This is a genomic window from Pseudoalteromonas sp. H71, from assembly GCF_001468485.1.
Classification (GTDB): domain Bacteria; phylum Pseudomonadota; class Gammaproteobacteria; order Enterobacterales; family Alteromonadaceae; genus Pseudoalteromonas.
Genome location: NZ_LODI01000003.1, coordinates 6,767 through 20,166 on the forward strand (window position 1 = coordinate 6,767; position 13,400 = coordinate 20,166).

At 39.4% G+C, this 13,400-nt stretch carries 18 protein-coding genes; 9 read left to right on the forward strand and 9 right to left on the reverse strand.

Annotated features, from left to right (window positions below):
* The 7 genes from ATS71_RS03520 to ATS71_RS03550 all read right to left on the reverse strand — a co-directional run.
* The coding region (locus ATS71_RS03520) for a 50S ribosomal protein L6 (protein WP_058403568.1) at window positions 1-370 on the reverse strand (370 nt) is incomplete at its 3' end.
* A 13-nt stretch (window positions 371-383) separates the two neighbouring features.
* Entirely contained in the window at window positions 384-776 is a 393-nt protein-coding gene (gene rpsH, locus ATS71_RS03525; RefSeq protein WP_006794246.1) for a 30S ribosomal protein S8, read from the reverse strand.
* A gap of 21 nt (window positions 777-797) precedes the next feature.
* Window positions 798-1,103 (reverse strand): 30S ribosomal protein S14, encoded by a 306-nt coding sequence (gene rpsN, locus ATS71_RS03530; protein WP_006794245.1) that lies wholly within the window; start codon window positions 1,101-1,103, stop codon window positions 798-800.
* A 10-nt stretch (window positions 1,104-1,113) separates the two neighbouring features.
* Window positions 1,114-1,653 (reverse strand): 50S ribosomal protein L5, encoded by a 540-nt coding sequence (gene rplE / locus ATS71_RS03535; RefSeq protein ID WP_006794244.1) that lies wholly within the window; start codon window positions 1,651-1,653, stop codon window positions 1,114-1,116.
* Between the two features lie 16 nt (window positions 1,654-1,669).
* A complete protein-coding gene (gene rplX, locus ATS71_RS03540; protein ID WP_006794243.1) occupies window positions 1,670-1,984 on the reverse strand; it encodes a 50S ribosomal protein L24 in 315 nt (104 codons plus the stop codon).
* A gap of 10 nt (window positions 1,985-1,994) precedes the next feature.
* The gene (gene rplN, locus ATS71_RS03545) at window positions 1,995-2,363 is read right to left on the reverse strand and encodes a 50S ribosomal protein L14 (protein WP_002959498.1); all 369 of its coding nucleotides are present in this window, start codon (window positions 2,361-2,363) and stop codon (window positions 1,995-1,997) included.
* A gap of 272 nt (window positions 2,364-2,635) precedes the next feature.
* A complete protein-coding gene (locus ATS71_RS03550) occupies window positions 2,636-4,606 on the reverse strand; it encodes an AsmA family protein (RefSeq protein WP_058403569.1) in 1,971 nt (656 codons plus the stop codon).
* Window positions 4,607-4,836: 230 nt separating this feature from the next.
* Here ATS71_RS03550 and ATS71_RS03555 point away from each other — a divergent pair, with 230 nt between their 5' ends.
* The 9 genes from ATS71_RS03555 to ATS71_RS03595 all read left to right on the forward strand — a co-directional run bounded on the left by ATS71_RS03555 (window position 4,837) and on the right by ATS71_RS03595 (window position 12,712).
* Window positions 4,837-5,256: a hypothetical protein gene (locus tag ATS71_RS03555; protein ID WP_058403570.1), complete on the forward strand. Its 420-nt coding sequence runs from the start codon at window positions 4,837-4,839 to the stop codon at window positions 5,254-5,256.
* Between the two features lie 8 nt (window positions 5,257-5,264).
* Window positions 5,265-5,465: a helix-turn-helix transcriptional regulator gene (locus ATS71_RS03560; protein ID WP_058403571.1), complete on the forward strand. Its 201-nt coding sequence runs from the start codon at window positions 5,265-5,267 to the stop codon at window positions 5,463-5,465.
* Between the two features lie 139 nt (window positions 5,466-5,604).
* Entirely contained in the window at window positions 5,605-6,768 is a 1,164-nt protein-coding gene (locus ATS71_RS03565) for a hypothetical protein (RefSeq protein WP_058403572.1), read from the forward strand.
* A 282-nt stretch (window positions 6,769-7,050) separates the two neighbouring features.
* Entirely contained in the window at window positions 7,051-7,737 is a 687-nt protein-coding gene (locus ATS71_RS03570) for a TorF family putative porin (RefSeq protein ID WP_058403573.1), read from the forward strand.
* Between the two features lie 169 nt (window positions 7,738-7,906).
* The gene (locus ATS71_RS03575; protein WP_058403574.1) at window positions 7,907-8,572 is read left to right on the forward strand and encodes a hypothetical protein; all 666 of its coding nucleotides are present in this window, start codon (window positions 7,907-7,909) and stop codon (window positions 8,570-8,572) included.
* A 266-nt stretch (window positions 8,573-8,838) separates the two neighbouring features.
* Complete coding sequence (locus ATS71_RS03580) at window positions 8,839-9,552, forward strand: YIP1 family protein (protein ID WP_058403575.1); 714 nt, start codon at window positions 8,839-8,841, stop codon at window positions 9,550-9,552.
* 55 nt (window positions 9,553-9,607) lie between these two features.
* A complete protein-coding gene (locus ATS71_RS03585; RefSeq protein ID WP_058403576.1) occupies window positions 9,608-10,774 on the forward strand; it encodes an efflux RND transporter periplasmic adaptor subunit in 1,167 nt (388 codons plus the stop codon).
* Window positions 10,774-11,481 carry an ABC transporter ATP-binding protein gene (locus ATS71_RS03590; protein WP_058403577.1) on the forward strand — a complete coding sequence of 236 codons (708 nt, stop codon included), beginning with the start codon at window positions 10,774-10,776 and terminating at the stop codon, window positions 11,479-11,481. Before ATS71_RS03585 ends, ATS71_RS03590 begins: the two co-directional genes overlap by 1 nt.
* Entirely contained in the window at window positions 11,474-12,712 is a 1,239-nt protein-coding gene (locus ATS71_RS03595) for an ABC transporter permease (RefSeq protein WP_058403578.1), read from the forward strand. The genes ATS71_RS03590 and ATS71_RS03595 overlap by 8 nt, the downstream gene beginning before the upstream one ends.
* A gap of 13 nt (window positions 12,713-12,725) precedes the next feature.
* On the opposite strand, the gene ATS71_RS03600 is transcribed toward ATS71_RS03595, so the two are convergent.
* Together ATS71_RS03600 and ATS71_RS03605 are read right to left on the reverse strand one after the other, a co-directional pair.
* Window positions 12,726-13,055, reverse strand: coding sequence for a Bor/Iss family lipoprotein (locus ATS71_RS03600; protein ID WP_058403579.1), 330 nt, complete (start codon window positions 13,053-13,055; stop codon window positions 12,726-12,728).
* A complete protein-coding gene (locus ATS71_RS03605; protein ID WP_058403580.1) occupies window positions 13,052-13,363 on the reverse strand; it encodes a Bor family protein in 312 nt (103 codons plus the stop codon). Before ATS71_RS03605 ends, ATS71_RS03600 begins: the two co-directional genes overlap by 4 nt.
* Window positions 13,364-13,400: the final 37 nt, after the last annotated feature.

Sequence of the window (13,400 nt, forward strand, 5' to 3'; positions counted from 1 at the left end):
CAATCGTAATCCCTTCAGGAACTGCGAAATTAACTGGGTGTGAGAAACCAAGTGTTAAGTCTAAAACTTTACCCTTAGCTGCAGCACGGTAACCAACGCCTACTAACTGAAGTTTCTTCTCGTAACCTTCATGCGTACCAACAACCATGTTGTTGATTAGAGCGCGAGCAGTACCTGCTTGTGCCCATGCATTTGCTACGCCTTCACGAGGTAAAGTTGTAATAACGTTGTCGTTAACTTGTACTTCAACTGCGTCGTTGATAGTACGAGTAAGTTCACCGTTTTTGCCTTTAACTGTGATTTCCTGGCCTTTCAATGTAACTTCTACACCGGCAGGAACATTAATTGGTGCCTTTGCTATGCGAGACATAGTTCCCCTCCGATTAAGCTACAAAGCCAATGATTTCACCACCAACACCAGCACTACGTGCTGCGCGGTCTGTCATTAGGCCTTTAGAAGTTGATACGATAGCGATACCAAGACCACCCATTACCTTCGGTAATTCGTCACGTTTCTTATAGATACGTAAACCAGGGCGACTTACACGCTGGATATTTTCAATTACAGCTTTGCCTTCGAAGTACTTCAACTCGATAGAAAGCTCAGGTTTAACTTCACCGTTAACTGCGTAGTCTACGATGTAACCTTCGTCTTTTAGTACTTTAGCTAATGCTACTTTCAGCTTTGAAGTTGGCATCGTTACAGATACTTTCTTCGCTGATTGACCGTTACGGATACGTGTGAACAAATCCGCGATAGGATCTTGCAAGCTCATAGTCTTACTCCCATGATTCTATTACCAGCTAGCCTTTTTAAGGCCAGGAATTTCACCGCGCATAGCTGCTTCGCGAACTTTAATACGGCTCATGCCGAATTTGCGAAGGAAACCATGTGGGCGGCCCGTAATGTTACAACGATTACGTTGACGTGCAGGGCTAGAATCACGTGGTAAAGCTTGTAGCTTAAGTACCGCGTCCCAACGATCATCTTCAGATGTATTAACATCACTGATGATAGCTTTTAGTGCAGCACGCTTTTCAGCATACTGAGCAACTAGTTTTGTGCGCTTTGCTTCGCGCGCTTTCATAGAATTCTTTGCCATAACCCTACCCTTATTTCTTAAATGGGAAGTTAAACGCTTCTAACAACGCACGGCCTTCCTCATCAGATTTCGCAGAAGTAGTGATAGTGATATCCATACCGCGTACACGGTCTACTTTATCGTAATCGATTTCTGGGAAGATGATTTGTTCACGTACGCCCATGCTGTAGTTACCACGTCCATCAAAAGACTTAGCACTTACGCCACGGAAGTCACGAATACGTGGGATAGCGATTGATACCAAACGCTCAAAAAAGTCCCACATACGCTCGCCGCGTAGGGTTACTTTACAACCAATTGGGTAGCCTTCACGCACTTTAAAGCCAGCAACAGATTTGCGTGCTTTAGTGATTAAAGGTTTCTGACCAGAGATTGCAGTTAAATCAGCTACAGCGTGATCTAAAATTTTCTTGTCAGCTAGGGCTTCGCCCACGCCCATATTTAATGTGATCTTTTCGATCTGAGGGACTTGCATGACAGAGCTGAAACCAAACTTCTCTTGAAGTTCAGCTACTACTTTGTCTTTATATACTTCATGCAGTTTCGCCATCATTCTACTCCAACTATTAGATAGTTTTACCAGTAGATTTAAAGATACGTAATTTCTTACCATCTTCAATCTTGAAACCTACACGATCTGCTTTACTCGTTTCCGAGTTGAAGATCGCAACGTTTGATGCGTCCATAGACGCTTCTTTCTCAACAATGCCGCCAGCTTGGTTCAATTGTGGAACCGGCTTTTGGTGTTTCTTGATCAAGTTTATGCCTTCGACAAAGATTCGACCAGATTCAGTAACAACTGAAAGCACTTTACCGCGCTTACCTTTGTCTTTACCTGCTAGTACGATTACTTCGTCACCACGACGGATTTTTGCTGCCATGATTGGCTCCTTACAGTACTTCTGGGGCTAGTGAAACGATTTTCATGAACTTGTCATTACGAAGTTCGCGAGTCACAGGGCCGAAAATACGTGTACCAATTGGCTGCAAGTTATCATTTAAGATAACAGCCGCGTTGCTGTCGAAACGGATCAGAGAACCATCTGGACGGCGAACACCTTTTCTGGTACGCACAACTACCGCGTTTTTAACATCACCTTTCTTCACTTTACCGCGAGGAATAGCTTCTTTTACAGAAACTTTAATGATGTCGCCAATCGCTGCGTAGCGACGGTGTGAACCACCAAGGACTTTTATACACTGCACTTTGCGAGCGCCGCTGTTATCAGCAACTTCCAGCTGAGTTTGCATTTGGATCATGTTAATGACCTCCGGTGTAGTAATTACAACGTGTCTTAAAATTGTTTAAAATCAAGACATTTCGATTAAATCCCACTCAAAAACAAACGAGTTGTCTCTTAAGGGCGGGCAATTGTACCAGCATTGAGCATGCAGCGATAGGTTATTTTTTAATTAATTTAAGGACTGAAGAAATTTTATTAACCTTGGTAAAGCTATGTGACTATTTTTTAAATGGTTATAAAATAAACAAGGCACTTAAAAAGTGCCTTGTTTATTTTACTAGTGGTTATTTAGCCAAATAGCCCTTTTAATTTGTCTTTTACTTTATCTTTGGCCTTCTCTTTCGCTTTTTCTTTTGCGTCATCGAGTTTCTTTTTAGCTTCATCTTTCAGGGCATTACTTACATCTAAATTTATACCCACATCGTGAAATGGTCCTTTTATACGCAATGGTATTTTAAAGCCTGTACTGTCATCGGTTGTGCCTTGACCTTCAATTGAATCCACAATGCCCGTTACCAAGCGGTAATCTACTTTAGTGAGGGGTAAATCCACATCCCCTTCACCGGAAATACGAATTAAAGGACTTATTAGCGACAGGTCTTTATTCTTACCCACGCCGTTTATAAAATTAAAGCTACCAGTAAGCGCAGAAAAGTCTGTTTGTTCAGCCTCTTCAAAACCAGTATCTAATCCCTCTGAAGCTGCGCCAAAGTTCCCTGATATAATTTCTTTACCTTTACGAACCATTTCAGCGACATTTGCTCCTTTTACCGCACCATCTGCAAATTTAAATCCTAATTGGCCATTAAGTGCACTTATAAACGATTTTTGACTTTGCCCAACTGTAGATAAATTCCAATTTAAAGAGCCTTTACCGAGTAACTTGTCAAAACCAGTTGCATCAGTTAATAACGGCTGTGCATCAATATCTGTTAAATTAAAGTTTGTAGCTATCTTATAAGGTACAATTTGAGCATCAATAGTAATTACACCTTTACCAGCGCCTTCATACGCTGAAAAGCTATCAAGGCTTAATTTAGCCACGCTATTTTTGAGAGCCACTGTAAATTGGTTTGCACCAAGCTCAATATCGTTAGCTTTTAACCCGCTTGAACGAATAACTACATTAGCATCAAGTGCATTTAATGCGCTTAAATCAATTTTCGTATCGTCCCATACAATTGGCTGAGTAGGCTTAGATTCTTTACTTTCGGGTTCTTGCTGTTTTGCTACGGCTTTTGATAAGTAAGGGTTTAAATCTAGCATGCCTAAGTCAATGTCAGCGTTAACGCCCAAGCGACTTCCTAAATTAAGCTCACTCTTACCTTTTATTTCTAGCTCGTCTAATGTAGCGATTAACTGTTCAAGATTAAATGTTTCACCTGCAAGATGCATTTTACCGTTTACACTAAAGGCATTAAACGCATTTTCTTTGGCGTTTAAGTCTATTCCTTGCCAAGTTGCTAGGTCTTTAACAGAGTTGCCATTGAGTGCTAATTGACCTTTTATGTCTTGCCCTTGTTTTGCGATTGAGCCATTAAATGTCAATTCAACCAAGCGCGAATCTAAATTTTGCGATACATTAAAAACCTGACCTTCAATCGCTTTGGCAGGAGTATCGAGTTTTAAATCTAGTTCAAATCGCTCCTGCCTATAGGTAATCCCCCCTTTAACTTCAAGGGTTTTACGTAATGAAGGAAGTAAAATAGCCAGCTCTAAATCGCTAATTTGCTGCTGGGCGCCCGTTTGACCATCTAGATATGTAAATGTACCGCCATAAATAGCGACCTCACCCAGCTCAATATCAAAGCTAGCAGGTAGCTTAATTGCCTCACCAGGCTCAGTTTGCTCTGTTGGTTGCTCTGCTACAGCATCAAACAACTGCCAGTTAGCTTTACCATCCTTATCTGTTTCTAATAAAATATCGGGTTCGTTAATCACAAACTTATCAAGCTTAAATTCACCACCAAATAATGAAAACCAAGGTATATGTATCGCTAACTGCTGCATACTTGCCATATCATTTCGCGAACCCGTCTGCATATTCGCAAAGTGAACATCATTCAATTCTAATTTTAGGGCAGGAAACACACTAAGCGTTTTATCACCCTTAATTGTTAGCGTTCTTCCCGTCGTTTTTTGAACTTCCTCTGATACTTTATTAAAAATGGTATCGGTAGGAATTAAAAAAGGCGCTGCCACAATTAAAGCAATACAGAGTAAGAGTATTACACCAAAAATTTTGAGTAAGGTTTTCATGTTCGTCCTTTAAGCGGTCAAATTATGTTTTTATCATAGCGAGTGTTAAGCCTAAAAGCATTGCTATAGATACAAAAAAGCTCACAAAAGCAGTTTACTTATTTCATATGAATCGTTCCTGAAACATTTTGATACCTTTAGGTTACAAAAAATAATTGACTCATTGATACCTCAAGGTTACATTGACACCCAGAGGTTACATCATGTTAAATTTTAAAAGGAAATGATATATGTCAAATCATGATATTAAAAATGAAGAAAAGTTTATGGGCCAAAATGCTTGGTTCTCATTATTCATGGGAGTCACTTTATTAATCATCAGTGTTTACCCACTGCTTACTCAAACATCAGCCCCACTGTTGTTTTTTGGCACTGCTGCTTTTTTAGGTTCATTCTGTATGTTTGTGATCAGAGGCGGGTTTACATGGAAAATGAAATACCACCTTACCTACAAAGATGAGTACTTAAACACCATCGACACCATTGCCTATAAACATGTAGTCCTTGGCTTACTTTTTAGCATGGGTGGCGTTTACTTATTCTCAGATGATTTGGCTTTAGAAGTGTCTCACACCATGATGGCCTCGTTTTATCTTGCTGTAATGTGTTTAATATATGGCGTATCAATTCTTTGGCAAAGCAAAGATTAGGAACAAAAGTGCAAAATAACATAGCAAAATTTCGTAAAGAGGCAGGGCTTTCGCAGCAAGAACTTGCCGATGCTATAAGCGTATCGCGTAAAACAATAAGCACTGTAGAAACAAATCGATTTACGCCGTCGGTGATTATAGCGCTTAAAATTGCAGCTAACTTTAACGTGCCCGTTGAGAGCCTCTTCATATTAGATGAGGCTGATTAATAACCGAGCAGATTAGATTAACCCCAATTTTAAACACCATAATATTGCAGCGCGCAGGACAGCGCTGTTGTTATTAGCGTATTTGAGCTAAAATAAACAATGCTAATACATATATATAAATCCGGAGTATCTACAAGGCATGAAAAAACTGCTAATTTCACCGTCAAAAATGACACTAGGCGAGCAAGAAAATCAAATCTATCAGAACATTCTGAAACAATCTTCAGAATTAAGCCTTAACCTTATGGCCGTGAAAGTAGAAAACCATCCTGATGATTTTTTACCTTGGTGTTACGAGCTATTAAACGCAAGTAGAGACCGTATTAACTACGATTTACTTGAGCCACAACAGCTACCTGTTCTTAAAAAATTGCATGATCAGCTTATTTCGGCTATCAGCTTTTTACAAGTTAAAACGCTTCGTGTAGCCCCTTGGCCTGTGGTAAGTGTATTTATAGAGCAACATAAAGACGTTATTGCACTTGATGAACAACTTCGTTTAGCAAGTTACGTAAAAAGTATTCGTGAGCAATCATTAAAAGACATGATCCCTGAAGACCTTCTTGCTTTTACTGGCAAGCATATGGCTTCACTTGATCCAAGCACATACGACTTTGATGTTGAGTGGTTTGCATCGACTAAAAGCGCTAAAGCTTTTCATCAACTCATTGGTGATTTACCCGGTGCGTTTGATGACGCACTGGCTAATATTCCTCTTGAAGGTGACATTACCCATTACGAGTACCAACAATTCGTAGCTGCTTACACCAAAGTATTTACTGATAGCAGTGAAAAACCAACACTTGCTCCGGCAACACGACTACTTGCAATGCGCCGTCCTGATATTTTCACGCCAATCACAAATAGTCGTTTAGATGCATTATGCGCAGCGCTTGCGGTTACAAAACTTAAAAATAGTGATTTTGAGCGTTACTGGCAAGATATTGTAAAAGGCATTCAAGCTATGTCATGGTACAAAATGGCAAATGCTTCAAATGAACTAGAAGAGCAACTAGTGTCAATTAAAGCGCTTATTCCGTGCTTTTTTTATTACGCAGATAATAAAACACCAGATAGCTCTAACTACATTAAATTACTCAATAAACCAAAGCGTAGCACCACTAAAACGGGTAAAACACAACGCAGAGGTAAAGAGTCTGCTGAAATTTTAGTTGACCGCGCTTTAGCAGCTGATGATATTCCTGAGCACATTCGTAGCAAACGTGATTCAATAATCAGCGAAGTTCAAAAAGGTCGCAGTGTAAACGAAACAATTAGTCTAATGCGCACCATATTTGGCTAAATAATTCTAAACAAGCTGTACTTTCATGGTGCAGCTTGATTATTTTATGCACCAGCGATGTGCGATAGAATATTTCTTCCGCATAATGTAAACCACCCACCCAAAACACAACCCGCTGTTAATAAACAATAAATTTTAAATTTCAAACAAAATAAATCAAGCTGGCATACACAGTGCAATTCTATTCTCAGTTAAACAATAAAAATGCATAAATCAAAAGGCTACGGTACTTCATAATAAAAAGCCTTCCTATGCAAAAAATCATATAACGGGAAATGGAACATGTTAAAACTAAAAAAAACAATCGCTTTTAGCGCCGTAGCATTAATGGCTGCCACATCACTAACATCAACAGCAGTAAATGCTGAAGTGTCTGCTAATGTAGCCGCTACCTCAAACTACTTATGGCGTGGACAAGAACAAACTGGCGGCGACGCAGCTATCTCTGGTGGTATTGATTACGCTGATGAGTCAGGGTTTTATGCTGGTACATGGGTATCTAATGCATCTTGGGCTGACGAAATGACCTACGAACTAGATTTCTACGCAGGTTTTGGTGGCGATATTAGCGAAGGCGTTAGTTATGACGTAGGTTATATTTACTATGCTTACCCAGACGCGGCATCAAGTGCTGATGCTGATTTCTCTGAAATTTACGGTAGCATCAGTGTTGAAGGGTTTACCTTTGGTGCATCAGTGCTTGCTACGTCAGCGGCAAGTGGTGACGGTACAGACTTTGGTGACTCACTTTATTTAACAGCTGATTACGGCTTTGCTGTTGGCAGTAATGGTACAGAAATTGCTTTACATATAGGCCATTACTCGGGTGATTTCATTGGTGATGAAGACATCATTGATTACGGTATCTCTGTATCAAAAGATGGATTTACATTTGGCGTATCAGACACTGATATGGACGAGTCAGATGTAAAAGTTTACGTTGCTTACGCTGTAGACTTCAGCCTATAAACAAACATGTGTTACTTGCTGCAACTGAAGGGCCATTTGGCCCTTTTTTTATACTAAGGCAAATTTGTTTAAGTATTCATGATTGTATAACTAGAAGGTAGGTTCTTACTATGTTAAGTTGAATTGGACTTTTCAAAGCTTAGGCTTTTGATTACTAAGGACAGTAAAAATGAAACATAAAGTGTTAATTACTATTTCTGTTATTGCAGTTAGTTTTGCGATTATCTTCACATTACATTACTCACAAGAGCCTAATCTATCGGTTCAACAATCAGCTATCGAATCCAACAAAAACATCCCAGTAATTGATATGAAGCCCATACAAACTTTATCTACAGGTAAAAACGTGTTGCCCATCACCGATAAAAGCAATTCGACAACACAAGAACAGTTAGATAAACCAGAGCAACAAGTCTTAACTGCTGAAGTATTTTCTGATGAGTTTGTCTCTACCGAAAATGGCAAAGAGTTTGTGTCAAAAAAAGCATTAGATGACGTATTTAAAAATGACACCTCACTATTGCTGCAACGCATGTCTAATATTGAATACTCTGAAGTCGCCCAGATACGTAAAGATAAGCTAAACGAATTTATTATAAATGAATTAAAAGACGTTACCATTTTACAACAAGACCTAGAGTGTGCAGGAAAGGTTTGCGCGATAGAACTTACTTATACGCAAAGTAGTAACCAAGCATCTATTGACACCCTTTCAAGCTTTTCTAAAAACTATTCTTTTCAGCAATTTACTGAAACCGAAAGTGGTGATAAAAAACTAAAAGCATTGTATATCGCAACAGATAACCCTAGCGGTTTAAGCTTATCTGATAGCTAATTAAATGAATGGCTGTATTTGCATTAGATACAGCCATAATAACGTGATTATTAAGCTCTACTCCTGATTAGGTCAATCATATTAAAACCACATAGCAACAATAGGACTTAGTAATACGTCTATTACTTATTACTTTTACAATGCCCACCTTTGTTAACAATCGGTTACAATTGAATAAAATTAGTACATACTTTTTCCTATATTATTAATCTATCCATTGGTATCACGTGTTTACCAAATCACATATAGGTTATTAAGGAATAATAATGAAATCACCTAACGCATTTAGCGCCCTACTCGATATTTACATTAGCCCAAGCAAAGCTTTCAATGGTGTTGAACACGCCAAAGGTTGGTCATGGCTTGCTTTTATAGCAATATCTTTAGTTTCAATGGCGAGTATTTATATTTTTTATTCTACCGTTGATATGCAGTTTTTGATTAACGAGCAATTTGCAGCTGCAAGTGTTGATGCAACAATTGGCGAGCAAAAAATGATTCGCCAAAGCATTGAACAAAACGCCGAAATACAAGTATGGATTAGCATGATATCAATCGTATTAGGTACTGCAATCATAGCCGCGATAATGGCTGTGTATTATATGCTCATTGCTAAATTAGACCCAGAATCAGAGCACAGCTATGGTGCTTGGTATGGTTTTACTATTTGGACAATAATGCCAAATATTGTTTTAAGTCTAGGTACGCTAGCGCTTGTACTTAGTGCAAGTACCGATCAAATATCTCAAACAGCAGTATTTAACTTTGATTCAATTAATCAGCTTGTTGTTGGGTTAGAACCCGGCAGCCCATTTTATACATTACTAGAATCATTAAAGCTAAGTAGTCTTTGGGGGATTGGACTAGGAATGGTTGGCTTAAAATGTTGGACAAATTTTTCAACAAATAAAGCGTTACTTTTCTCGGCGCTTCCAACATTGGTTATTTTTGGTATTTGGGCAATTATTGCTGCAATGTAATTAATAAGCAGAGGTATTTTACCTCTGCGCTACTTATTCACGGACAGATGTATATATGAAAAAAGCAATAATAATAACGATAGCTGTAGTCGCGTTTATAGGCCTAATAGTTTCTAAGCAAGTAACAGATGATAAAAAGCAAGCACTAGTAAATATTGCACAGGTTGAGCAAGGAAGTATTGCTGATTCAATCATGGCGTCGGGCAATCTAGTTTTTAATACCCAAGTGCAATTGCGCTCTGAGGTAACTGGTCGTGTCGATAAGGTTTTTGTAGAAGAAGGGCAAAGCGTTAAGCAAGGGGATATTTTAATGCGCCTTGATACAACGGCCTTCGAATCAGAAGTAAACCGAAACCAAGCTGTTCTTCGTGCAACCGAAATTGAAATAAAACATAGCCAAACTCGTCTTGCTAATTTAGAGCGTCAATTAAAAAGGCAAAAAGAGCTATACGATGTTGGATTAGGAAATCAAGAAAGCTTTGAAAATATAGAAAGCGCTCGCGATCTAGCAAAAATAGATATCGAATCACGCAAAGAGTCATATAACCAAGCACAAGCGTCGCTTCAAATAGCACAAGATCGCCTAAGTAAAAGTGTATTTAGAGCGCCAATGAGTGGCTTACTAGCATCGGTTAATATTAAAGAAGGCGAAACGGTTATTGCAGGCACAACTAATATTATTGGTTCAGACCTTATGCTTGTTGCCGACCCTAGCGCTATTTTAGCAGAGCTTCGAGTTGATGAAACAGATATAGCCAGCATAAAACTAAATCAACAAGCTGATATTTATGCCGCAGCTTACCCTAACAAACCTTTTAGCGGCAAAGTCATTAATATTGGTACATCAGCTAAAAACCAACCAGGGTCGCAAGGGCTTTCTTTTAGAGTTAAAGTACTATTAGACCCAACAGATCGCCAGCTTTATGCAGGTATGAGTTGCCGGGCAGAAATTGCTACAAGCATTGCCGAAAACGGCTTAAAGCTCCCTATTGAAGCTATACAAAAAGAAGAGGGTAAAACCTTTGTATGGCGCTTAAATAGCGATAATACCGTGAGTAAAGTAATAGTAAGTGTTGGTATTTCGTCTGACATTGAGCAAGCCATAACAGAAGGGCTAAGCAAAGGCGATAATGTGGTTATTGGCCCTGCTCGACCAATTAGTAAGCTGCGAGAAGGCGATGTTGTTTCACTTAAAAATGATGCAGACGAGGAAGCAATATAATGTCTGCGGTAATTAAGTTAGAACACATTAACAAACAATATGTAATGGGCGAGCAGGTATTTAAAGCGTTAGATGATGTAAATATCGTCATGAATGAAAATGAATATGTAGCCATTATTGGCCCTTCAGGCTCAGGTAAATCAACTTTAATGAACTTACTTGGCTGCTTAGATACCCCCACTAGTGGCGATTACTTTTTAAAAGATAAACTTGTAAAAAGTATGACCGAAACCGAACTTGCGCATCAACGTAATGAAAGCGTCGGATTTATTTTTCAAAGCTTTAACTTATTGCCTAGGGCAACTGCACTTGAAAATGTAATGCAACCTTTGGTTTATCGTTTTATACCCGCAAAACAACGCAAACAAAAAGCACTTGAAGCATTGCAACGGGTTGGTCTTGGCGACAAGGTTGATCACCTATCCAGTCAGCTTTCAGGTGGGCAACGTCAACGTGTAGCTATTGCTCGCGCATTAGTAACTAAACCACATATTTTACTAGGAGATGAACCCACGGGGAATCTTGATAGTAAGACCACAGCAGAAATAATGACCTTGTTTGATGAACTACATAATGAGGGGCACACTATTATTTTAGTGACCCACGAGCAAGAAATTGCAGACCATTGCCAACGGGTTATCCGCTTGGTAGATGGTAAGGTAGTGAGTGATGTAAAAAAAGGCGAAGGAGAAAAACAACATGTTTAAATCTGCCATTGCCATTATGGAAGGAACAAAAGCAGCATTAATGGCTATTAAGGCCAACGCAATGCGCAGCGCATTAACCTGTTTAGGTATTATTATTGGTGTTGCAGCCGTTATAACTGTGGTTGCAGTTATGCAGGGCTTTACTAAACAAATTAACGATCAACTTGCTGACATGGCACCCGATGTAACCTCAATCAAACCATTCACAAGCATTGAGCAAGAAATGGTTGGTAAAAACGCAAAGCTGACTTACTCCGACTTTTTAACACTAAAAGCACGCATAAAAGAAGCCGAAACACTAACCGCGCTTATGTTTACATGGCGTTTTTCTGGTGGCGCTGAATACGGAAATAAAAGTCATTCATCACGGGTAATGGGAACAGAACAAGATTATCAAAAAGCATACCGTACGTTTCCAGAATTAGGCCGCTTTATTCGCACGGAAGATGACGAAAAACGCCGTCGGGTTGCGTTTATTGGTCCTTCTATTATTGAAAAGTTAAATTTACCCGACAACCCCGTAGGAGAATATATCAAACTTGGTGGCGAATGGTTTAGGATCATTGGAGTAGCCGAAAAACAAGGTAGCTTATTTGGCTTTGATCAAGATGATTATATAAATATTCCAATCAGTACTATGAGCGCGCTAGAGGGCGCTAGCAGCACGAGTAACGTACAAATAATGTTTAGACTTAAAGAAGGAGTCGATGAAGAGCTTACTTTAGCCAAAATAACACGTATTTTACGCCAATTACATAAATTAAAAGACGGTGAAGAAAACGACTTTGAATTTGAAACCGCAGAAAGAGCCCGTGCTAATGTTGATAAGTTTACGGGTAGCGCCACGGCGATCACTGCCGGTATTGTTGGTATAAGCCTTGTTGTAGGAGGTATTGGCGTAATGAATATCATGCTGGTATCGGTGACTGAGCGCACCCGAGTAATAGGTACACTCAAAGCATTGGGCGCAACACCCGGCTTTATTATGCTACAGTTTTTGGTGGAAGCAGTGGTACTGTCGTTGTTTGGCGGACTCATTGGCTTAGCAATAGGCTATGGTGCTGCCACATTTATTTCGTTTATTGTTCCCAGTATGCCCGATGCTTACATACCTGGTTGGGCTGTGATGTTATCGTTCGGTTTTACGTCTCTCATTGGTATTGTATTTGGCTTAGCCCCCGCTATTAAAGCAGCAAGGCTAAACCCTATTGAAGCATTACGATACGAATAGTTGGCATCAATCGCTACTCAGCTTTAAAAGGTACCTTAGTGCAGCTTACTTCAACTGTTTTAGGGTACCAAGCTGGGCCTACCTGATTAACTACAATCTCCGCCACTCCATTACTAAATGACTTATAAGTATGCACCGTCTGCCATTGTCCTTGCGGGCAATGCTCACTCAAATCAACCGCATCAGATCCCTCATACAAAGCTAAAGCAAAATTATGATGCCACTGAGAGCTATTATGTGATTGATTGTTAACTTTTTCAGGTACACCATTATCAAAATAAATATTTGTGCAACCAGTTAACATAGCAAATGTAATACTGCCTAAAATTAATTTAAGATTCATAACGCCTCCTGCGTATTTTGCTCTTCACACCATACTTTTACTGTGTGTGGTGAATAAATACCAAGCGTAATTAAACTCAACGCACCATCGCTAAATGTTTGCTGCGACTGCATTTGAGCAGCTTGTGTATCTGTACAAATCTGTTTTACATCCACGCGTTCCTCCCCTACTAACCCCCATAAGTAAAATGGACGGCTATCCTCGTAGGTTGCTTTACTTGTAATTTTTGCGATAGCGTGTGGCTGTATGGTAACCGCAGAACAGGCGCTTAAGCCTAATACTACAAACCCCATTATTAATGATTTCATGTTTGTCCTTACTTGGTACTCACTTTCAGTAAATAAA